General features: G+C 72.4%; 16 protein-coding genes and 1 pseudogene. 6 read left to right on the top strand and 11 right to left on the bottom strand.

Annotation, left to right across the window (positions count from 1 at the left end):
- Positions 1-4: 4 nt before the first annotated feature.
- Positions 5-904 (top strand): D-alanyl-D-alanine carboxypeptidase family protein, encoded by a 900-nt coding sequence (locus ABTY20_RS25905; protein WP_351999449.1) that lies wholly within the window; start codon positions 5-7, stop codon positions 902-904.
- Here the strand turns inward: ABTY20_RS25905 and ABTY20_RS25900 are convergent.
- Positions 883-1,605, bottom strand: coding sequence for an HAD family hydrolase (locus ABTY20_RS25900; RefSeq protein ID WP_502991883.1), 723 nt, complete (start codon positions 1,603-1,605; stop codon positions 883-885). The two genes, ABTY20_RS25905 and ABTY20_RS25900, sit on opposite strands and share 22 nt — an antisense overlap.
- Before the next feature lie 350 nt (positions 1,606-1,955).
- Here ABTY20_RS25900 and ABTY20_RS25895 point away from each other — a divergent pair, with 350 nt between their 5' ends.
- Positions 1,956-2,933 carry a BRO-N domain-containing protein gene (locus ABTY20_RS25895; RefSeq protein ID WP_351999448.1) on the top strand — a complete coding sequence of 326 codons (978 nt, stop codon included), beginning with the start codon at positions 1,956-1,958 and terminating at the stop codon, positions 2,931-2,933.
- An 82-nt stretch (positions 2,934-3,015) separates the two neighbouring features.
- Here ABTY20_RS25895 and ABTY20_RS25890 read toward each other — a convergent pair whose 3' ends face one another.
- The 4 genes from ABTY20_RS25890 to ABTY20_RS25875 all read right to left on the bottom strand — a co-directional run bounded on the left by ABTY20_RS25890 (position 3,016) and on the right by ABTY20_RS25875 (position 8,663).
- Positions 3,016-4,419, bottom strand: a complete 1,404-nt coding sequence (locus ABTY20_RS25890) for a dihydrolipoamide acetyltransferase family protein (protein WP_351999463.1) — start codon at positions 4,417-4,419, stop codon at positions 3,016-3,018.
- 19 nt (positions 4,420-4,438) lie between these two features.
- Positions 4,439-5,431: an alpha-ketoacid dehydrogenase subunit beta gene (locus ABTY20_RS25885; RefSeq protein WP_351999447.1), complete on the bottom strand. Its 993-nt coding sequence runs from the start codon at positions 5,429-5,431 to the stop codon at positions 4,439-4,441.
- Between the two features lies 1 nt (position 5,432).
- Positions 5,433-6,638: a pyruvate dehydrogenase (acetyl-transferring) E1 component subunit alpha gene (gene pdhA / locus ABTY20_RS25880; protein WP_351999446.1), complete on the bottom strand. Its 1,206-nt coding sequence runs from the start codon at positions 6,636-6,638 to the stop codon at positions 5,433-5,435.
- A 381-nt stretch (positions 6,639-7,019) separates the two neighbouring features.
- Positions 7,020-8,663: a protein kinase domain-containing protein gene (locus ABTY20_RS25875; protein WP_351999445.1), complete on the bottom strand. Its 1,644-nt coding sequence runs from the start codon at positions 8,661-8,663 to the stop codon at positions 7,020-7,022.
- 346 nt (positions 8,664-9,009) lie between these two features.
- On the opposite strand from ABTY20_RS25875, the gene ABTY20_RS25870 reads away from it, so the two are divergent.
- Positions 9,010-10,641 carry a protein kinase domain-containing protein gene (locus tag ABTY20_RS25870; protein WP_351999444.1) on the top strand — a complete coding sequence of 544 codons (1,632 nt, stop codon included), beginning with the start codon at positions 9,010-9,012 and terminating at the stop codon, positions 10,639-10,641.
- A gap of 93 nt (positions 10,642-10,734) precedes the next feature.
- On the opposite strand, the gene ABTY20_RS25865 is transcribed toward ABTY20_RS25870, so the two are convergent.
- On the bottom strand, positions 10,735-11,283 hold the full coding sequence (locus tag ABTY20_RS25865; protein WP_351999462.1) for a bacterial proteasome activator family protein: 549 nt from the start codon (positions 11,281-11,283) through the stop codon (positions 10,735-10,737).
- Positions 11,284-11,726: 443 nt separating this feature from the next.
- Between ABTY20_RS25865 and ABTY20_RS25860 the strand changes: the two genes are divergently transcribed.
- On the top strand, positions 11,727-12,110 hold the full coding sequence (locus tag ABTY20_RS25860) for a hypothetical protein (RefSeq protein WP_351999443.1): 384 nt from the start codon (positions 11,727-11,729) through the stop codon (positions 12,108-12,110).
- 85 nt (positions 12,111-12,195) lie between these two features.
- On the opposite strand, the gene ABTY20_RS25855 is transcribed toward ABTY20_RS25860, so the two are convergent.
- Positions 12,196-13,179, bottom strand: a complete 984-nt coding sequence (locus ABTY20_RS25855; RefSeq protein WP_351999442.1) for an NAD(P)H-quinone oxidoreductase — start codon at positions 13,177-13,179, stop codon at positions 12,196-12,198.
- A 179-nt stretch (positions 13,180-13,358) separates the two neighbouring features.
- On the opposite strand from ABTY20_RS25855, the gene ABTY20_RS25850 reads away from it, so the two are divergent.
- Positions 13,359-14,381, top strand: a complete 1,023-nt coding sequence (locus tag ABTY20_RS25850) for an ATP-binding cassette domain-containing protein (RefSeq protein ID WP_351999441.1) — start codon at positions 13,359-13,361, stop codon at positions 14,379-14,381.
- Positions 14,378-15,226 carry an ABC transporter permease gene (locus ABTY20_RS25845; RefSeq protein WP_351999440.1) on the top strand — a complete coding sequence of 283 codons (849 nt, stop codon included), beginning with the start codon at positions 14,378-14,380 and terminating at the stop codon, positions 15,224-15,226. Before ABTY20_RS25850 ends, ABTY20_RS25845 begins: the two co-directional genes overlap by 4 nt.
- Before the next feature lie 23 nt (positions 15,227-15,249).
- Here ABTY20_RS25845 and ABTY20_RS25840 read toward each other — a convergent pair whose 3' ends face one another.
- The 4 genes and pseudogenes from ABTY20_RS25840 to ABTY20_RS25825 form a co-directional block, all read right to left on the bottom strand.
- The gene (locus ABTY20_RS25840; protein WP_351999439.1) at positions 15,250-16,344 is read right to left on the bottom strand and encodes a potassium channel family protein; all 1,095 of its coding nucleotides are present in this window, start codon (positions 16,342-16,344) and stop codon (positions 15,250-15,252) included.
- Entirely contained in the window at positions 16,341-17,720 is a 1,380-nt protein-coding gene (locus ABTY20_RS25835; protein WP_351999438.1) for a molybdopterin molybdotransferase MoeA, read from the bottom strand. Before ABTY20_RS25835 ends, ABTY20_RS25840 begins: the two co-directional genes overlap by 4 nt.
- Positions 17,720-18,715: an NTP transferase domain-containing protein gene (locus ABTY20_RS25830; protein ID WP_351999437.1), complete on the bottom strand. Its 996-nt coding sequence runs from the start codon at positions 18,713-18,715 to the stop codon at positions 17,720-17,722. The genes ABTY20_RS25835 and ABTY20_RS25830 overlap by 1 nt, the downstream gene beginning before the upstream one ends.
- An 84-nt stretch (positions 18,716-18,799) precedes the next feature.
- Positions 18,800-19,732: pseudogene (locus ABTY20_RS25825) on the bottom strand (dihydrolipoamide acetyltransferase family protein); the annotation flags it as partial.
- Positions 19,733-19,825: the final 93 nt, after the last annotated feature.

Here is a 19,825-nt window from a genome sequence, read left to right as displayed (position 1 = left end):
CGACTTGAAGATCGACATTCAGGGCCTCCGCGTCCGCAGAGCCGCCGGCGTCGCCGTGACCACCGGCGCCCTGCTCGCCTCCGGAGCCCTCTACGCCGTGCCCGCGCAGGCCGCCGCCGCGCCGTCCATCGTCGCCAAGGGCGGCTATGTGATGAACAACGCGAACGGCAAGTCGCTGTACACGAAGGCGGCGGACACGCGTCGTTCCACCGGCTCGACGACGAAGATCATGACCGCGAAGGTGGTGCTGGCGCAGAAGAGCCTGAACCTCGACAGCAAGGTCACGATCCAGAAGGCGTACAGCGACTACATCGTCTCGAAGAACGCCTCGTCGGCACGGCTGATCGTCGGTGACAAGGTCACCGTGCGCCAGCTGCTGTACGGGCTGATGCTGCCGTCCGGCTGCGACGCGGCGTACGCGCTCGCGGACAAGTTCGGCTCGGGCACGACGCGTTCGGCCCGCGTGAAGTCCTTCATCGGCAAGATGAACTCCGAGGCGAAGAAGCTGGGTCTGAAGAACACCCACTTCGACTCCTTCGACGGCATCGGGAACGGCAGCAACTACTCGACGCCGCGCGATCTGACGAAGATCGCGAGCAGCGCGATGAAGAACTCCACGTTCCGCTCGATCGTGAAGACGAAGAAGTACACGGCGAAGACGAAGACGAAGACGGGCAGCACCCGCACGATGGCGCCGTGGACCAACACCAACACGCTGCTCAACAGCTACAGCGGCACGATCGGCGTGAAGACCGGCTCCGGCTCGGTGTCCAAGTACTGCCTGGTCTTCGCCGCGACCCGCAACGGCAAGACGGTCATCGGTACGGTCCTCGCCTCCTCCTCCGCCGCCCAGCGCGAGAAGGACGCCAAGAAGCTCCTGGGCTACGGCTTCGGCAAGATCTGACCCACGGACGCGACGAGGGGCCCACCCGCGCGGGTGGGCCCCTCTCGCACCCGGGCCACGGCACCGTCCTCGGCGCCGCACACGAGGTCCAGCGCCTCCCGGAGATCGGCGGGCCCCCGGTAGTGCACACCGGTCATCCCGAGGGCGACGGCGGCCTCGACGTTCTCCAGCCGGTCGTCCACGAACAGGCACCGGCCGGCGACGGTTCCCACCCGCCGGACCGCGATCTCGTAGATCTCCCGGTCGGGCTTGGCCACCCCCACCCGCGCACTGCTGACGACGTGGTCCGCGAGGTCCGCCAGCCCCATCGACGCGAGGTCGCGCTCCAGGTCCAAGGTCGCGTTGGTCACCAGGACCAGGGGGATGCGCCCCTTCACCCGACGCAAAAGGTCCACCACCGCGTCATCGGCCCGGAACGGGGCGTCGGCGAGCGCCCTGCCCAGCCGGCGGGCGTACTCCTGCGGCACCCGGCCGGAGAGAGCCGACGCGATGGAGTGCACCCACTCCTCCGTCGTGATCCTGCCGAGCAGGAGGGGCAGGTCCACATCGGGCGCGTAGGCCACGTCCATGGTGGTGCCCTCGGCCAGTCCCGCGGCGCGTTCCAACTCGGCCAGCGGGGCCGTGTCGTAGAAGCGGATCACGTTGTCGAGGTCGCACAGCACCGCGTCGAAGGGTCCGCTGGACATGTCGGGAGTCGTCACCGGCCATGCGTAGCACAGCGTCCGACGACGGCGCCGGGTACGGTGCGGGCGAACTTGGCGCACTCACCCCGGGCGTCACCGCTGCCGTGTGCGGACTCCCCGGAGCCGAACCCGGGCACGGTGTTCCACGCCTCCCCGCGGATGCTGTCGACGGGCCCGACCGACTCGGGACGGCCCGGTTCGGCGGGCACCCGGCACACACCGCGTGCCGCACGCCGATGTCCGCCCTGCACACTCCCGTCGGCCCGCACAGCCGTTCCGGTCAACTTCGATCGCAATCGTGAACATCATCGAACCGGCTGGCATATGCGTTCCGCCCGGCTCTACGTTCCGCAGCGGAGGTGGTTCATATGAACGAACCCAGCAAGCAGCCCGGCTCCACCGAGCGGACCGGGGCCATCGACATCAGCGACTTCGTCCACGCGGCGACCGGAGAACGGGTCCGGCGGCTGACCATGCCGAACGGAAGCCACTGGTTCCCGGCAGTGGACGTCTGCAAGTCGCTGGGGTACACCACCCCCCGCAAGGCACTCCTCGACCATGTCCCGGAGGACCATCGAGACAATCTCGAGACAGTGACTGGAAGTCACGGTCTCAGCATTCCCGCAGGTCGGAACTGGCGCCGAGACCTTCAGCTGATCGATCTGCAAGGTCTGATCCTGCTCGTCAACGCCTGCACGAAACCGGCCTGCGCACCCTTCAAACAGTGGGTGGCCGAGGTGATCGAGGCAGTGCAGCAGGAAGGGCACTACACCTTGACGAAGGCCGAGGTGCAGTCCGCCGAACCCGGCGCCCCCATCGCCTACGCGATGCCGGAGCAGGTGGCCGAGGCCATCGTCCGACTGGAGGCGCACAACCTCCAGCTGGACGAGAAGCTGGCCGACGGGCAGCGCGAATCGATCGCTTTGCAGAAGGAGACGGTGATCCTGCAGAGGGAGCTGCTGGTCACCCAACAGGCCACCCTCGCCGTGCAGCAGGCCATGGTCCGGGCGATGGAACGCATCGCGGACCGGTTCGACGCCCTCGTCCTCGAACGTCGGACGCCCACGGCCCTCCTCATCGCGCGGCCCACCACCGAGTCGGTGCTGGCCGACTGGCGGCAGCGGCTGTCCGTGACGGAGGACGTGTGGGCGGTGGCCGTGGTGATCGCGCCGGTGCTCGTCGAGCAGGGGGAGCTGCGCGAGCCGCTGGAGTCGATCGCCGCCCGTACGGGACTTTCCGTGCACCGCGTCAACGAGTGCCTCCGGATGTTGCGCAGGCACGCCTGCATCCGCTCGCGGGGCGGGGCCGAGGGCGGGGCTCCGGTGTACGTGCTCCAGCGGGACTGAGCGGACCGGAACGGCAGGAGGGGCGTCGCAATCCGACGTTGCGGCGCCCCTCCCGTCTCGTGAACCTAGCGGTTCCCGGGCGTCAGGCCCAGCTGATCAACCGCTTCGGCTGTTCCAGGATCGCCGCCACGTCGGCCAGCACCTTGGAACCCAGCTCGCCGTCGACCAGGCGGTGGTCGAAGGAGAGGGCGAGCGTGGTCACCTGGCGGGGCTTGACCTTGCCCTTGTGGACCCACGGCTGGGGCTTGATCGCACCGACCGCGAGGATCGCGGACTCGCCGGGGTTGAGGATCGGCGTGCCCGTGTCGACGCCGAAGACGCCGACGTTGGTGATCGTCACCGTGCCCGCCTGCATCGCGGCGGGCGACGTCCTGCCCTCGCGGGCCGTGGACACCAGTTCGCCCAGGGACTCGGCCAGTTGCGGCAGCGTCTTGGCGTGGGCGTCCTTGATGTTCGGGACGATCAGGCCGCGCGGGGTGGCCGCCGCGATGCCCAGGTTGACGTAGTGCTTGACCACGATCTCCTGGGCCGCCTCGTCCCAGGACGCGTTGATCTCCGGGTTCCGCTTGATCGCGACCAGCAGGGCCTTGGCGATCAGCAGCAGGGGGTTCACGCGCAGGCCGGTGAACTCCTTGTCCTGCTTGAGCTCCTCGACCAGCTTGAGCGTGCGGGTCACGTCGACCGTCACGAACTCCGTGACGTGCGGCGCCGTGAACGCCGAGCCGACCATCGCCGCCGCCGTGGCCTTGCGGACCCCCTTGACCGGGATGCGGGTCTCGCGGGCCGTGTCGTACGACACCGGGGCGGCCGGGGCGGGCGCGGACACGGGGGCCGGCACGGGGGCGGCCTGCTCCCGCGGGGCCTGGACCGCGGCCACCGCCGCGTGGACGTCCTCGCGGGTGATGATGCCGTCCGGGCCGGTCGGGACGACCGTCGCCAGGTCGACGCCCAGGTCCTTCGCCAGTTTGCGCACCGGGGGCTTCGCCAGGGGACGCGACGCCTCCACGGCGGGGGCCGCCGGGGCGGCCTGGCCGTTCAGCTCCTGCTGGACGGCTGCCGCCGCCTGCTGGGCCGTGGTGTCCTGGGCCGCCGTCCGGCGGGGACGGCGGCGCGTCGAGGACGTCGCCACGCCGTAGCCGACCAGGACCGGCTGGCGGGCCGCCGGCTGCTCCTCGGGCTCCGCCGAGGGAGCGGGGGCGGGGGCGGGCGCATCCTCCGCCGCCGGGGCCGCGCCGCCCGCGACGTCCACCGCGATGATGGACGTGCCCACGTCGACCGTGGTGCCCTCGGGGAAGTGCAGCTCACGGACCACGCCGTCGTAGGGGATGGGCAGCTCGACGGCCGCCTTCGCCGTCTCGACCTCGCAGACCACCTGGCCGTCGGTGACCGTGTCACCCGGCTGGACGTACCACTTGAGGATCTCGGCCTCGGTGAGGCCCTCGCCCACGTCCGGCATCTTGAACTCGCGTACGGACGCGTTCGTCATCGTCGTCACGACCCTCTCCTCAGTACGCCAGCGAGCGGTCGACGGCGTCCAGCACCCGGTCCAGGTCCGGGAGGTAGGACTCCTCCAGGCGGGCCGGCGGGTACGGGGCGTGGTAGCCGCCCACCCGCAGCACCGGGGCCTCCAGGTGGTAGAAGCAGCGCTCCGTGATCCGGGCGGCGATCTCCGCGCCGGAGCCGAAGAACACCGGTGCCTCGTGGACCACGACCAGGCGGCGCGTCCTCTCCACCGACGCCTGGATCGAGTCGAAGTCGAGCGGGGAGACCGAGCGCAGGTCCAGCACCTCCAGGGAGCGGCCCTCCTCGGCCGCCGCGTCGGCGACCTCCTGGCAGAGCTTCACCATCGGGCCGTACGCCGCGAGGGTGAGGTCCGTGCCCGCGCGCACCACGCGCGCGGTGTGCAGCGGGCCCGGGATCGCCTCGGTGTCGACCTCGGCCTTGTCCCAGTAGCGCCGCTTGGGCTCGAAGAAGATCACCGGGTCGTCGCTCTGGATGGCCTGCTGCATCATCCAGTACGCGTCCGACGCGTTCGACGGCGACACGATCTTCAGGCCGGCCACGTGCGCGAACAGCGACTCGGGGGACTCCGAGTGGTGCTCCACCGCGCCGATGCCGCCGCCGTAGGGGATGCGCACGACGACGGGCAGCTTGACCTTGCCCAGCGAGCGGGCGTGCATCTTCGCGAGCTGCGTGACGATCTGGTCGTACGCCGGGAAGACGAAGCCGTCGAACTGGATCTCCACCACCGGCCGGTAGCCGCGCAGGGCCAGGCCGATCGCGGTGCCGACGATGCCCGACTCGGCGAGCGGGGTGTCGATGACGCGACTCTCGCCGAAGTCCTTCTGCAGCCCGTCCGTCACCCGGAACACGCCGCCGAGCTTGCCCACGTCCTCGCCCATGACGAGGACCTTCGGGTCCTCGTCCAGGGCCCGCCGCAGCGACTCGTTGATCGCCTTGGCCAGGGCCATGTTCTTGGATGTCACGGTCTCCGCCATGTCACTTACCCCCGTCCGCGTCCACGAACGACGCCTGGTAGGCGGCGAACTGCGCACGCTCCTCGTCCACGAGCGCGTGTCCGTCCGCGTACACGTTCTCGAAGATGGCGAAGTGGTCCGGGTCCGGCATGGCACGGACCGCTTCGCGCACTCGTTTGCCCAACGCCTCGGACTCGGTCTCCAGTTCCGCGAAGAATCCCTCGTCCGCGTGGTTTGCGGACTCCAGGTGGCGGCGAAGGCGCAGGATCGGGTCCTTGGCCTCCCAGGCCAGGCGCTCCTCGTCACCGCGGTAGCGGGTCGGGTCGTCGGAGGTGGTGTGCGCGCCCATGCGGTAGGTGAACGCCTCGACCAGCGTCGGACCCTCACCGGCGCGCGCCCGCTCCAGGGCCCACTTGGTGACGGCCAGGTTCGCCAGCACGTCGTTGCCGTCCACGCGTACGCCCGGGAAGCCGAAGCCCTGCGCGCGCTGGTACAGCGGCACGCGGGACTGCTTCTCGGTCGGCTCGGAGATCGCCCACTGGTTGTTCTGGCAGAAGAACACCACCGGGGCGTTGTAGACCGCGGAGAAGGTGAAGGCCTCGGCCACGTCGCCCTGGCTGGACGCGCCGTCGCCGAAGTAGGCGATGACCGCGCTGTCCGCGCCGTCCTTGGTGACGCCCATCGCGTAGCCCGTGGCGTGCAGGGCCTGCGAGCCGATGACGATCGTGTACAGGTGGAAGTTGTTGCCGTTCGGGTCCCAGCCGCCGTTGTTCACGCCCCGGAACATGCCGAGCAGGTTGGTCGGGTCCACCCCGCGGCACCAGGCGACGCCGTGCTCGCGGTAGGTGGGGAAGACGTAGTCGTCGTCGCGCAGCGCCCGGCCGGAGCCGATCTGCGCCGCCTCCTGCCCGAGCAGCGAGGCCCACAGGCCCAGCTCGCCCTGGCGCTGCAGGGAGGTGGCCTCGGCGTCGAAGCGGCGGGTGAGCACCATGTCGCGGTACAGGCCGCGCAGCTCCTCGGCGGTGATGCCGTCGACGTACCTGTCGAACTCGGCGTTCTTGACGCGCTTGCCCTCGGGCGTCAGCAGCTGGACGAGGGCGGGCTCGGCGCTCTTCCCCGCGCCGGTGGCCTTCTTGGTGGTGCTGGTGGTGCGCTTGGTGCCGGTGGTGCCGGCCTTGCTTCCGGCGCTGCGTCGCGGTGTGCGCGCGGCAGTGCTCTCCACGGTCACGTGTGCTCCTCCGTCGGTCCGACCCCCGGGGTTGCCGGTGGGCCAGTGCGGCTCACCTGTTCTCGGCCACCGGGCACGGGGTGGGTGCCACTCGGCCGGGAACAGGCGTGACAGGTGCCCCGGCGAGCGCCCTGCAAGAGGCACGTTACCCAGTGCTCCACATTTCTGTGAAACCCCATTTGACCTGCGATTTTTCTTGGATTTCCAAGTAAATCGGGGAAGGCCTCGAAGGCGCGCTGGTCACAGCCTTGCAGGAGGCCGGAGCAACGGCACGTTATCCCGGCCACCCCGGGCACGGGAAGAGTCGGGTTCCGTGACCGGGGGACGGCGTGCCGCGTGGGTGCGACGCCGGGGACGGCGGGAGGAGCGGGGCCGCCGGGGTCAGCCGGTGGTGGTGCCCTCGGCGCCGCCGTTCACACCGGCGTCCACGCCGCCCGCGCCCGCGCCGCCGTCCTCCGTGCCGCCGTCCGTACCGCCGGGGTCCGTGCCGCCCGCGCCCGCGCCGCCGTCCTCGTTGCCGCCGTCCGCACCGCCGGGGTTCGAGCCGCCCGTCTGGGTCGGCTGCGTGGACGTCGGCGGTTCGACCGGTTCCTCGGACTCGGTCTCCGTCTGCGACGGCGTCGCGGGCGGCGTGTACGGCTGGTCCCAGTTCCCGCCGGATCCCGTGCCCGGGTCGGTCTCGGTCTCGGTGCCCGGGTCGGTGGTCTCCTCGGTCTCCTCGTCGCTGGGGCTCTCGCTGGACTTCTCGTCCTCGGTGCTCCGCGTCACGGACGGAGACGTGTCGGTCTTGCCACCGCCCCCGCCGCCGCCACCGCTGTTCAGCGCCAGCGCCACACCCGCCGCGACGGCGATCACCGCGAGCACCGCGAGGATCCACAGCTTGCCGCGGCCGTCGCCCTTGTTGCCGTGGCCCTCGAAGCCGCCGTCGTCCCCGCCGCCGTACCCGGTGGGCAGGATCGGCTGCGGGATCGCCGCCGTGCCGGAGACGTCCGGGTGCGGCATCACGGTCGTGCCCGCGAAGCCGGCCGCCGGGGTGCGCGGGCCCTCGTGCATCTCCACCGGGCCGGTGTTCCAGGTGCCCGTGTGACCGCCCTGCTCGTAGAGCATCTGCAGCGCGTACTGGATCAGTCCGCGCATCTCCTCGGCCGTCTGGAAGCGGTCGTCGGGCTCCTTGGCGAGGGAGCGCATGACCAGGCCGTCCAGCTCCGGCGGGCAGGCGTCCGAGGCCTCCGACGGAGGCGTGGGGATGTCCTGGACGTGCTGGTAGACCACCGACAGGGGCGTCTCGCCGGTGAAGGGGGGCCGCAGCGCCAGCAGTTCGTACAGCAGGCAGCCGGTGGCGTACAGGTCGGAGCGGTGGTCGACGGCCTTGCCGAGCGCCTGCTCCGGGGAGAGGTACTGCGGGGTGCCCATGACCATGCCGGTCTGCGTCATCGTCGTGGACGCGCCGTGCAGCGCGCGGGCGATGCCGAAGTCCATCACCTTCACGGCGCCGTTGTGGGTGATGATGACGTTGGCCGGCTTGATGTCGCGGTGCACGATGCCGTGCTGGTGCGAGTAGGCGAGCGCCTCCAGGACACCGGAGACGATGATCAGCGCCTGCTCGGGGCCCGGGGCCTCGGCGTTCATCAGCAGGTCGCGGATGGTGCGGCCCTCGACGATCTCCATCACGATGTACGGCACCGACTGACCGCCCACGACGTCCTCGCCGGAGTCGTACACGGCGACGATGGAGTGGTGGTTGAGACCGGCCACCGACTGCGCCTCGCGCGTGAAGCGCGCCTTGGAGACGGGGTCCTCGGCGAGGTCGGCGCGCAGCAGCTTGACGGCGACCGTCCGGCCGAGACGTACGTCCTCGGCGGCGAACACCTCGGCCATGCCGCCCCGGCCGAGCCGGTGGGTCAGCCGGTACCGGCCGTCGCCGACCAGCCCGCCGTTGCCCCAGTTGTCCGGCGCGTCCGAGATGCCGCCGCCAGTCGCCTCGGGGTCGTCGGACGGGCCCTGAGCGCGCTGCTGCTGTGCCATCAGTCCTCGCCGTCGTTTCTGCCCGCGGTGCGCGCGGTGTTGTTACGGTCTTCGTCGGCCACGCTACAGCCTTCGCGTGTGCCCCCGGTCCGGGACGGGCTGCCAGCACCGGCACGAGACGGACCGGCCATGAAACCCGCACCCCGTACTGTCGTGCAAATTCCGTGTACCGGCGGTACGACCGCTGTAACGCTTCCGCGACGCTTCCTTCGCGTACGGTCACGGAACGGGCACCGTGCTTGACGTGTCGGTGGCCTGGGGCAGACTTGGCCGGGAATAGCGCATCGGATCTACGACGGACGGGCCACGGACGGCGGCGCCGCAGAGGCCACGGGGGACGCGGAACATGAGCCAGGACGGCGCACAGGGCCGGAACACGGGGCGGGCGCTCGCCGGCGGACGCTACCAACTGCGGGACCTGCTCGGCCAGGGCGGCATGGCCTCGGTCCACCTCGCCTACGACAGCGTGCTCGACCGCCAGGTCGCCATCAAGACGCTGCACACGGAACTGGGCCGGGAACAGGCCTTCCGGGAGCGTTTCCGCCGCGAGGCGCAGTCAGTGGCGAAGCTCACGCACACCAACATCGTCTCCGTCTTCGACACCGGCGAGGACGAACTGGACGGCATGACGACGCCGTACATCGTCATGGAGTACGTCGAGGGCCGCCCGCTGGGCTCCGTGCTCGACGAGGACGTGCGGCAGCAGGGCGCGATGCCCGCCGACAAGGCGCTGAAGATCACCGCGGACGTCCTGGCCGCCCTGGAGATCAGCCACGAGATGGGCCTGGTCCACCGCGACATCAAGCCGGGCAACGTGATGATGACCAGGCGCGGCGTGGTCAAGGTGATGGACTTCGGCATCGCCCGCGCCATGCAGTCCGGGGTGACGTCGATGACGCAGACCGGCATGGTCGTCGGCACTCCGCAGTACCTCTCGCCGGAGCAGGCGCTCGGCCGGGGCGTGGACGCCCGCTCGGACCTGTACTCGGTCGGCATCATGCTGTTCCAGCTGGTCACCGGGCGGCTGCCGTTCGACGCGGACTCACCGCTGGCCATCGCGTACGCGCACGTCCAGGAGGAGCCGCCGGCCGCGTCCTCGGTCAACCGCTCGCTGCCGCCGGCCGTGGACGCGCTGATCGCCCGCGCGCTGAGGAAGAACCCCAACGAGCGCTTCCCCAGCGCGGAGGCCATGCGCGGGGAGTGCCTGCGGGTCGCGCAGTCCTTCCACCCGGCCCCGCCGAACATCGTCCCCGGTGCGCAGGCACAGAGCGGCGCCGGTGTCGGCAGCGCGGTGTTCCCGCCGGTCGGCCAGGCGACCCCGGCGCCCGCGGGCGACGTGCGGACGCCGTACCAGCCGCCGTCCGCGCCCCCTCCGTACGGCACGCCGGCGCCGTCCGCGCCCTCCCCGGCGTACGGCTACCCGCAGCAGGGCGGCTACCCGACGCCCGCCCCGGCGCCGTACGCACCGCAGACCCCGGCGTACAACCTCACGCCCCAGCCGGCCGGACCGGGCGGGGGCGGCCGGAACAAGTCGGTGGTCATCGGGGCGGTCGTCGTCTCCCTCCTCGCCGTCGGCGGCCTGATCGCGGCGCTGACGATGAACGGCGGCGAGGAGGACCCGCAGGCCGGTGGCGGGGACAGCAGCGCCTCGGCCTCGGCCTCGACGGACAAGGCGGCGGGCTACCGCGGCCCCGACACGTCGAAGAAGATCGACAAGGAGGAGTGCGAGGAGCCGCAGGAGTCGTACAACGACCCCGACAAGGTCCGGCTGCCGAACTTCAGGTTCAAGTACATCGGGTCCGTGAAGGAGTGCCTCCAGGCCGCCGGCTGGGGCGAGGTCAAGATCCTCGAGGTGGACGAGAACACCTACGGCGAGGGCTCCGTCCGGGAACAGTTCCCGCCGGCGGGCACCGACGTCGACCCCGAGGACATGCCGCAGATCACGCTCAAGGTCTCCACGGGCAACCCTCCCTCCTGATCCCGGCCCCCGCACGGCACGGCGGAGGGGCCCGGCATCGGATGCCGGGCCCCTCCGCGTCGTCCGTGTCGTTCCGTCAGGGCGGGGGGACGGTCACAGGTAGGGGCCGCCCGAGCGGCCGCCCGGGGGCGGCTCCTCCAGGCCGTCGCCGACGCCCGGCGGAAGGGCGCGGCGCATCTGCTCCAGCTGGGCGCGCGCGGCCATCTGCTGGGCGAAGAGCGTGGTCTGGATGCCGTGGAAGAGGCCCTCCAGCCAGCCCACCAGCTGGGCCTGTGCGATCCGCAGTTCGGCGTCGCTCGGGGTGCCCTCGTCCGTGAAGGGCAGGGAGAGCCGCTCCAGTTCCTCGACCAGCTCCGGAGCCAGGCCGTCCTCCAGCTCCTTCACCGAGCTGGCGTGGATCTCCTTGAGGCGGGCCCGGCTGGCCTCGTCCAGGGGGGCCGCGCGCACCTCCTCCAGCAGCTGCTTGATCATGCTGCCGATCCGCATGACCTTCGCGGGCTGCTCCACCTGCTCCGTCACCGGGGTCTCGCGGGAGTCCTCGTCCCCGCCGCCGCCGCTGCCGCCGCCGAGCGCCATGCCGTCCTGGCCGACGACCAGGATCTGCGGATTCTCCGGCGACCGTTCGTTCCTCGGCATCTCCATGCCGCCATTGTCGCGCACCGCCCCGTGCTCCTTCGGCGGTGCCCCCGGAAGCGGGGTCCTCCGGGGAGGTCCACCCGACGGACCCGCCCGGGATGCCGTGAGTGTCCCGCAATGCCAGGCTGTTGGGCGTCCATCCGGCCCATCTTGCCGGCGGTGCGACCGGGCACCGGCCGGCGCGGGAGGTCACGGTCGTGACTCCATGGCTGCGTGTAGTGGGGGCGACGGTTGTGCTGCTGACGGGAACGGCGGTGCTGCCGTACGGACCTGTCGCGACGCCCCTCGGCGCGGGGGTGGCGCACGGGGCCGCCACCGCCTTCCCGCCCCCCTGGCCCCCTTCGTCCCCCTCACCCCCTCCGTCGTCGCCCCGGCCGTCTCCCTCCGGGGAGCCGTCGCGGTCCGGTGACCGGCCGGACGGGGTCCGGGAGCGGCCGGGGCGGCACGAGGTGACCGGGGAGGGGCCGCGGGAGCGCGAGCGGCGCGACCGGGACCGTGCGGACGTCGGGGACGCGGGTGCCGTACCGCGGAAACCGGGGCACGCCGACGCCGGTGACGCGGGCGAGCCCCCGGACGCGGCCGGTGCGCGGCGCCCCGGGGGCGACGGGGGCGTGGCCCGGACACCCGGTGCGAGCCTCCCGCGGCCCCCTGCGTCCCGGGCCGCGGAGCCGGCGCCCTCGGCGACCCCACGGGCCGCGGAGCCGAACGCGGCCGCCTCCCCCGGGCCCGTCCTGCGCATCCTGCCGCTCGGCAGCGGCCTGGTGCTCGTCGGACTCGGCTTCGGACTCGCCGTCGTCGCCCTGCGCATGCGTCAGGGACGCGGCGCGTCCTGAGCGGGTGCCGGCGCGTCCTGGGCGGGCGCGCCACGGCCTCCCGCCCGGCCACGCCGGGCCGGGCGGCCGGTCCCGGGGGCGGTGCTCAGTTCGGCGTGATCAGCAGAACCTTGCCGATGTGGCCGCTGTCCTCCACGACCCGGTGGGCGGTGGCCGCGTCCGGCATCGGGATCTCGCGGTCGACGACGGGGCCGACCCGGCCGCCGGAGACGAGCGGCCAGACGTGTTCCCGCACGGCCGCCACGATCGCCGCCTTCTCCTCCAGGGGCCGGGCCCGCAGCGAGGTCGCGCTGATGGCGGCGCGCTTGCCGAGGAGGGCGCCGATGTTCAGCTCCCCCTTCGCCCCGCCCTGCATGCCGATGATCGCGAGCCGGCCGTTGACGGCGAGGGCCTCGACGTTGCGGTCCAGGTACTTGGCGCCCATGTTGTCGAGGATGACGTCCGCGCCGGCGCCGTCGGTGGCCTTCCTCAGCTCGGCGACGAAGTCCTGCTCGCGGTAGTTGATCAGGATGTCGGCGCCCAGCTCGGCGCAGCGCTCCAGCTTCTCCGTGGTGCCGGCGGTGACGGCGACCCGCGCGCCGACGGCCTTGGCGAGCTGGATCGCCATCGTGCCGATGCCGCTGGAACCGCCGTGCACGAGGAGGGTCTCGCCGGGGCGGAGGTGGGCGACCATGAAGACGTTCGACCAGACCGTGCAGACGACCTCCGGGAGCGCCGCCGCCCGGTCGACGGTGAGCCCCTGGGGGACGGGCAGCAGCTGCCCGGCCGGGACGGCGACCTTCTCCGCGTAGCCGCCGCCGGCGAGCAGCGCGCAGACCTCGTCGCCGACGGCCCATCCACTCACCCCGTCACCGAGCGCGGCGATCCGTCCGGAGCACTCGAGACCGGGGTAGGGGGAGGCGCCGGGCGGGGGGTCGTAGAAGCCCTGCCGCTGGAGGATGTCGGCCCGGTTGACGGCACCGGCCACCACCTCGACCAGGACCTCGCCGGGACCGGCCACGGGGTCGGGGACCTCGCCCCACACCAGCGCCTCGGGCCCACCGGGTTCGGGAATCGTGATCGCATACATGAGGGGGACGGTACTCCTGGGACGTGCCGGGCACGCCGAACCGCCTCCCGCGACCCGCGTCGCCCCCTCTCCCGGCCGCGGGACCGGTCCCGGCGGAAATCCACGTGCGCGAGCGATGAGTTCGCGCGACGGTGGGGGTCTGCCCCTGCGTAGCCCGAGCACGCGGAAGGACCCGAAGCATGAGCGCGCAGACGTCCGGCCTGGCGATCGAGACAGCCGGCCTGGTCAAGACCTTCGGTGGGACACGGGCCGTCGACGGCGTCGATCTCGCCGTACCGGCCGGCACGGTGTACGGGGTCCTCGGGCCGAACGGCGCCGGCAAGACCACCACCGTGAAGATGCTCGCCACCCTCCTGCGGCCGGACGGCGGTGAGGCCCATGTCTTCGGCCACGACATCGTGCGCGAGGCCGACGAGGTGCGCGGCCGGGTGAGCCTCACCGGCCAGTACGCGTCCGTGGACGAGGACCTCACCGGCACCGAGAACCTGGTCCTGCTGGGCCGGCTCCTCGGCCACCGCAAACCCGCCGCCCGCGCCCGCGCCGACCGGCTCCTGGAGGCCTTCGGCCTCACGGACGCGGCCGGGAAGCAGGTCAAGCACTACTCCGGCGGCATGCGGCGCCGGATCGACATCGCCGCCTCCATCCTCAGCACCCCCGACCTGCTGTTCCTCGACGAACCGACGACCGGTCTGGACCCGCGCAGCCGCAACCAGGTGTGGGACATCGTGCGCGCGGTCGTCGCCCAGGGCACGACGGTGCTGCTGACCACGCAGTACCTGGACGAGGCCGACCAGCTGGCGTCCCGGATCGCCGTCATCGACCGCGGCAGGGTGATCGCCGAAGGCACCAAGGGCGAGCTGAAGGCGTCCGTCGGCGCCGGATCGGTCCACCTGCGGCTGCGGGACCCGCAGCAGCGGCCGCTCGCCGCCGACCTGCTGCGCCGCGTCCTCGACGCGCGGGTGCAGCCCGAACCCGACCCGGTGGCGCTGACCGCCCGCCTCACCAGGGCCGCGAGCGACGACACCGCCGCCGAGCAGGCCGCCCGCGCGCTGAACGAACTGGCCCGCGGCGGCATCACCGTCGACAACTTCTCGCTCGGCCAGCCCAGCCTGGACGAGGTGTTCCTCGCCCTCACCGGCCACGACACCCAGCAGCCCCGAACCGGTTCCGCCCACGACCCGAAGGACGAGGTCGCCGCATGAGCACCACGACCACCACCGAGAGCGCCGACCTCGCCCCGGTGCGCGCCGACTCCCTCGCCGAGCTGCTGGTCGCCGGGGAGCGGCCCGCACGGCCCAGTGCCTGGTCGGCCTCGCTGACCTTCGGCTGGCGGGCCATCCTGAAGATCAAGCACGTACCGGAGCAGCTGTTCGACGTGACGGCGTTCCCGATCATGATGGTGCTGATGTACACGTACCTGTTCGGCGGGGCGCTGGCCGGGTCGCCGAAGGAGTACATCCAGTTCCTGCTGCCGGGCATCCTGGTGATGTCGGTCGTGATGATCACCATGTACACCGGCGTCTCGGTCAACACGGACATCGAGAAGGGCGTCTTCGACCGGTTCCGCAGCCTGCCGATCTGGCGGCCGTCGACGATGGTCGGCTACCTGCTCGGCGACGCCCTGCGCTACACCATCGCGTCCGTCGTGATGCTGACCGTCGGCATGATCCTCGGCTACCGCGCCGACGGCGGGGTAGCCGGTGTGCTCGCCGGGATCGCGCTGCTGGTGCTGTTCTCGTTCGCCTTCTCCTGGATCTGGACGATGTTCGGACTGCTGCTGCGCACCGAGAAGTCGGTGATGGGCGTCAGCATGATGGTGATCTTCCCGCTCACCTTCCTGTCCAACGTCTTCGTCGACCCGCGCACCATGCCCGGCTGGCTCCAGGCGTTCGTCAACAACAGTCCCGTCACCCACCTGGCGTCCGCGGTGCGCGGGCTGATGGCGGGCGACTGGCCGGCCGACGAGATCGCCTGGACGCTGGGCTGGGCCGGACTGTTCGTGGCGGTCTTCGGACCGGTCACGATGCGGCTCTACAACCGGAAGTAGACGGCGACCGGGAACAGCCGGTCTCAGGTGCGGAGCGGGCGGACGTCGGGCGCGATCTGCGTGCCCGGCGTCGCCCGCACGATCGTGATCAGCCGGTCCGTCAGCTCCAGCGTCCCGACGTCCCGGTCGTCGTAGCCGAGCACCCGGTGCCCGCGTACGACGCTCACCACCAGGTCGTCGATCTCCCGGGGCACCTTGCCCACCTCGGCCTTTATGACCGGCCGCTCCACGATGTCGAGCCCGGAGCCCTGCTGGATGAGGTCCTCCATGACCATGCCGGCCGAGGGGCTGAGCACGGACAGTCCGAGCAGCCGACCGGCCGCGCTGGCACTGGTGATGACCGCGTCGGCGCCCGACTGCTTCAGCAGCGGGGCGTTCTCCTCCTCGCGCACCGCGGCCACGATCTTCGCCCCCCGGTTGATCTGGCGGGCCGTCAGCGTCACCAGCACCGCCGTGTCGTCGCGCTGCGTCGCGATGATGATCTGCCGTGCCCGCTGCACCTCGGCCCGCTTCAGCACCTCGCTGCGCGTGGCGTCCCCTATGACGCCCGCGTAGCCGTCCGCCGTGGCCGCGTCGATCGCCTTCGCGCTGGGGTCGACGACCACGACCTGCTCCTTCCTGAGCCCGGTCGCGCAGACGGTCTTGATCGCGGACCTGCCCTTGGTGCCGAACCCGATGACGACGGTGTGATCGCGCAAGGCGGACCTCCAGCGGTTCAGTCGCCACTCCTCCCGGGTGCGTTCGGTGAGGGCCTCGAGGGTGGTGCCGACCAGGATGATGAGGAACAGCACGCGCAGCGGCGTGATGACGAAGATGTTGGTGAGCCGGGCGCCGTCACTGACCGGCGTGATGTCGCCGTACCCGGTGGTGGAGAGGGTGACGGTCGCGTAGTAGAACGCGTCGAGGAGATCGATGGCCCCGTCGGAGTTGTCGTGGTAGCCGTCGTGGTCGGCGTACACGACGCACGCCGTCACCACCAGCACCACCAGGGCCCACGACAGGCGTTTGGCCACCTGGCGGACCGGATGCTCCACCATTTTCCTCGGGAGTTTCACCCGGTGGGTCACCAGGTGTTCGTCCGCCTGGCGAGCGATGGCGTCCTGGCCCGGAAGTTTCACGTGAAACACACCCCGATTCCCCTGGACGCCCAGGGCAGGTCGAGCAGTTCCGCCTCCTGACCGGGCCGTGTACCGCCGGGGGGCACCACGGCGAGCGCGTCGGCCGCCGCGATCCCGCGCAGCATGGCCGGACCGTTGTAGAGCAGCGGCAGCGCCCGGTCGTCGCGCAGGGCGACCGGGACCAGCCGGGTGTCGCGCGGGTGTCCCTGCACCGCGTCCCGCAACGGCAGTGCGTACGGCTCGGGGGCGGGGCGGGCCGCGAGGGTGCGCAGCAGCGGCTCGGCGAGCGTGAGCAGGCCGGAGACGGCGGCGAGGGGATTGCCGGGCAGGCCCACGAGGTGCCGTCCGTCCGGGGTGCGGGCCAGGAGCATGGGGTGGCCGGGGCGCACCGTGACGCCGTCCACGAGGAGTTCGGCGCCGATGCGGCGCAGGACGGGGTGCACATGGTCGACCGGACCCGCGGCGGTGCCGCCGGTGGTGACGAGGACGTCGGCGTCGGACGCCGTGATCGCCTCGTACAGTGCCCGCTCGTCGTCGCCGACCCGGCGTACGGCGGTCACCTCCGCGCCGAGCGCGCGCAGCCAGGGCGGCAGCAGCGGGCCGAGCGCGTCACGGATCAGCCCGTCGTGCGGCAGGCCCGCGCCGAGCAGTTCGTCGCCGAGGACGAACACGTCGACGCGCGGGCGGGGGACGGCGGTGAGCCTGTCGTATCCGGCGGCGGCGGCCATGCCCAGGACCGGCGGGGTCACCAGGGTTCCCGCGGGCAGCAGCTGGTCGCCGCTGCGGCACTCCTGGCCGCGGGGGCGGATGTCCTGGCCGTGGGCGACCGTGTGCGGCGGCCTGGTGGCGTCGGTGACGTGCAGCCGGCCCGTGTCGTCGGTGCGGCCGTGTTCGCTGCGGAGCACGGCGGTGGTGTCCGGGGGGATCCGGGCGCCGGTGGCGATGCGGACGGCCTCGCCGTCGGTGAGCGGCGGATGCGCGGCGTGCCCGGCGAGGACGCCCTCGTCCCGTACCGTCCAGGGGCCGGGGCCGGAGACCGCCCAGCCGTCCATCGCGGAGGTGTCGAAGGAGGGCAGGTCGGTGAGGGCGGTGAGGGGGGCGGCGAGGGTGAGCCCCAGGGCGGAGGCGAGGGGTACGGCGACCGGGGCCAGGTGGCCGGCGCGGTTGCCGGTGGTGTGGCGCGGGGCGCGCTCGGCGACGGCGCGGGCCTCGGTCCAGTCGGTGGCGTCGTGGTGCGGGTGGCGGGGGGCTCCCGGGGTGCCTCCGGGGGGCCGACCGCCCGGGGTACCGCCGGAGTGTTTCCTCACGAGGGCAAGCGCCTCCTCGACGTCGAGGTCGTCGGCGTCCTTCCCGGCCCGGGTGACTCGCGCGGTCATCAGGCGTCCGGGCGGGTGTCGGGGGTGGCGTCGGGCACCGCTCCGTCGGGTCCGGCCCCGGAGGACGCGGTGTCGGTCGAGGACGCGGTGTCGGCGGCGGCCGTGGTGTCGGGATCCTCCTCGTCGACCCAGCGCAGGGCGAGTGCCGCGGCCTTGCGGGCCGCCTCGGCGACGGCCTCCCGGCCGCCGCCCGCCTGCGCGGCCGCGTAGCCGACGAGGAAGGTGGTCAGCGGCGCGGCGGGCCTGGCCACCCCGTGGGCGGCGTCCCGTGCGAGGTCGAGCAGCACGCCGGTGTCGACGTCCAGGTCGATGCCCAGCTCGTCCTTGACTGCGGAGATCCATTCGTCCAACACGTGTCCATGCTCCCTGATGCGTGCCCTGGCGGTGGCGATGTCGTCCCAGGTGTCGCAGTCGAAGGACGCCACCGGGTCGGAGATGCGGGTGAGATCGAGCGAGCCGGTCAGCCGGCGCAGGGGCAGTCCGGTCAGCCCGCCGTACCGGCCGGTGAGCACGGCCAGTTCGCGGCGCAGGGACTCGGTCCGGTACGCGGCGACGAGCGGTTGGTCCCGGCCGTCGGAGTCGGTCAGCAGCACGCCGTCGGCGGCGCCGTGCCCGAGGGGTGCCAGCAGTCCTCGCACCGTGCGGTGGTCGAGGAACGGCAGGTCGGCGGAGAGCAGGACGACACGGTCGGCCGTGGTGTGCCGGAGCCCGGCGGCGAGCGCGGCCAGGGGCCCGCCGCCCGGAGGGTCCTCACGGGCCCAGACCACCGGCCGTGCGGTGGGCCGGGGGGCGGCGACGACCACCGTGGTCCGGGCGCCGGCGCAGGCCCCGAGCACCCGGTCGAGCAACGCCCGGCCGCCCACCCGCACCCCGGGCTTGTCCGCCCCGCCGAGCCGCCGGGCGGCCCCGCCGGCGAGTACGACGGCGTCGTACGCGGGGCCGGGACTCCCGGAGGGGTCACCGGGGGAAGCGCCGGGCGGCTGGTACTCGGTCACCCTCCGAGTATGCGTGCCCCCGCGATCACGGGGAACGCGGGGGCACATGGACACGGCCGGGGGCGTCGCCGGCTCGAAGCGGACTCACAGCGTCCGTAGCAGCACCGCCGGTTGCTCGACGCAGTCCGCCACGTACCGCAGGAAGCCTCCCGCGGTGCCGCCGTCGCAGACCCGGTGGTCGAAGGTGAGCGAGAGCTGCACGACCTGCCGCACCGCGAGCCCGCCCTCGTGGACCCACGGCTTGGGGACGATGCGGCCGACGCCGAGCATGGCCGCCTCGGGGTGGTTGATGATCGGCGTGGAACCGTCGACGCCGAACACTCCGTAGTTGTTCAGCGTGAAGGTGCCGCCGGTGAGTTCCGCGGGGGTCAGTGTCCCGGCCCGGGCCGCCTCGGTCAGCCGGGCGAACTCCGCCGTGAACGACTCGGCGTCCCGCGTGTGCGCGTCCCGGACGACGGGGACGACCAGTCCCCGGTCGGTCTGCGCGGCGAAGCCGAGGTGCACGTCCTCGTACCTGACGATCTCCCTGGCCCCGGTGTCCACCGAGGAGTTGAGCTCGGGGAAGCGGGCGAGCGCGGCGGTGCAGATGCGGGCCAGCAGGGCGATGACGGAGATCTTCGGCCCGCCGGCCGCGTTCATCGCCGCGCGGGTCCGCATCAGTTCGGTGGCGTCCGCGTCCACCCAGCAGGTCGCGTCGGGGATCTCGGTGCGGCTGCGGGAGAGCTTGTCGGCGACGGTCCCGCGGATGCCCTTGAGCGGGACACGGGTGACGCCCGGAGTGCCCGCGGCCGGTGCCGGCGCGTCCGCCCGGCCGGTCCGCGGGCCCGGTGCAGCGGCCGTCGTGCCCGCGCGGCCCTCGGCGGCGGCGCGCAGCGCGTGCTCCACGTCCGCGCGGAGGATCAGCCCGTCGGGTCCGGAGCCGGTCATCTCCCGCAGGTCCAGGCCGTTCTGCCGGGCCAGCCTGCGCACCAGGGGCGAGATCACGGGGACGGGGCCGTCCGCCGCGCCCGGGGTGCGGGCCCGGACGCCGGCGGCCGGCGAGGTCCCCCGGTTTCCGTTAGCCGCGGCCTATCCGAAGTATGCCGATTTTGTAGAACATTTCACACTAGA

It is taken from the genome of Streptomyces sp. NPDC126497, from assembly GCF_040302425.1.
In the GTDB taxonomy this organism is placed as follows: Bacteria; Actinomycetota; Actinomycetes; order Streptomycetales; family Streptomycetaceae; genus Streptomyces.
Note: the sequence above shows the minus strand (reverse complement) of the source record. Positions and strands in the feature narration are given on the sequence as shown.

Bases quoted from the DNA above. Each gene is read 5' to 3' on its own strand.
- ABTY20_RS25895 (WP_351999448.1), top strand. From the start codon at position 1,956: ATGAACGAACCCAGCAAGCAGCCCGGCTCCACCGAGCGGACCGGGGCC.
- ABTY20_RS25890 (WP_351999463.1), bottom strand. From the start codon at position 4,419: ATGACGAACGCGTCCGTACGCGAGTTCAAGATGCCGGACGTGGGCGAG.
- ABTY20_RS25885 (WP_351999447.1), bottom strand. From the start codon at position 5,431: ATGGCGGAGACCGTGACATCCAAGAACATGGCCCTGGCCAAGGCGATC.
- ABTY20_RS25875 (WP_351999445.1), bottom strand. From the start codon at position 8,663: ATGGCACAGCAGCAGCGCGCTCAGGGCCCGTCCGACGACCCCGAGGCG.
- ABTY20_RS25870 (WP_351999444.1), top strand. From the start codon at position 9,010: ATGAGCCAGGACGGCGCACAGGGCCGGAACACGGGGCGGGCGCTCGCC.
- ABTY20_RS25865 (WP_351999462.1), bottom strand. From the start codon at position 11,283: ATGGAGATGCCGAGGAACGAACGGTCGCCGGAGAATCCGCAGATCCTG.
- ABTY20_RS25855 (WP_351999442.1), bottom strand. From the start codon at position 13,179: ATGTATGCGATCACGATTCCCGAACCCGGTGGGCCCGAGGCGCTGGTG.
- ABTY20_RS25850 (WP_351999441.1), top strand. From the start codon at position 13,359: ATGAGCGCGCAGACGTCCGGCCTGGCGATCGAGACAGCCGGCCTGGTC.
- ABTY20_RS25845 (WP_351999440.1), top strand. From the start codon at position 14,378: ATGAGCACCACGACCACCACCGAGAGCGCCGACCTCGCCCCGGTGCGC.
- ABTY20_RS25835 (WP_351999438.1), bottom strand. From the start codon at position 17,720: ATGACCGCGCGAGTCACCCGGGCCGGGAAGGACGCCGACGACCTCGAC.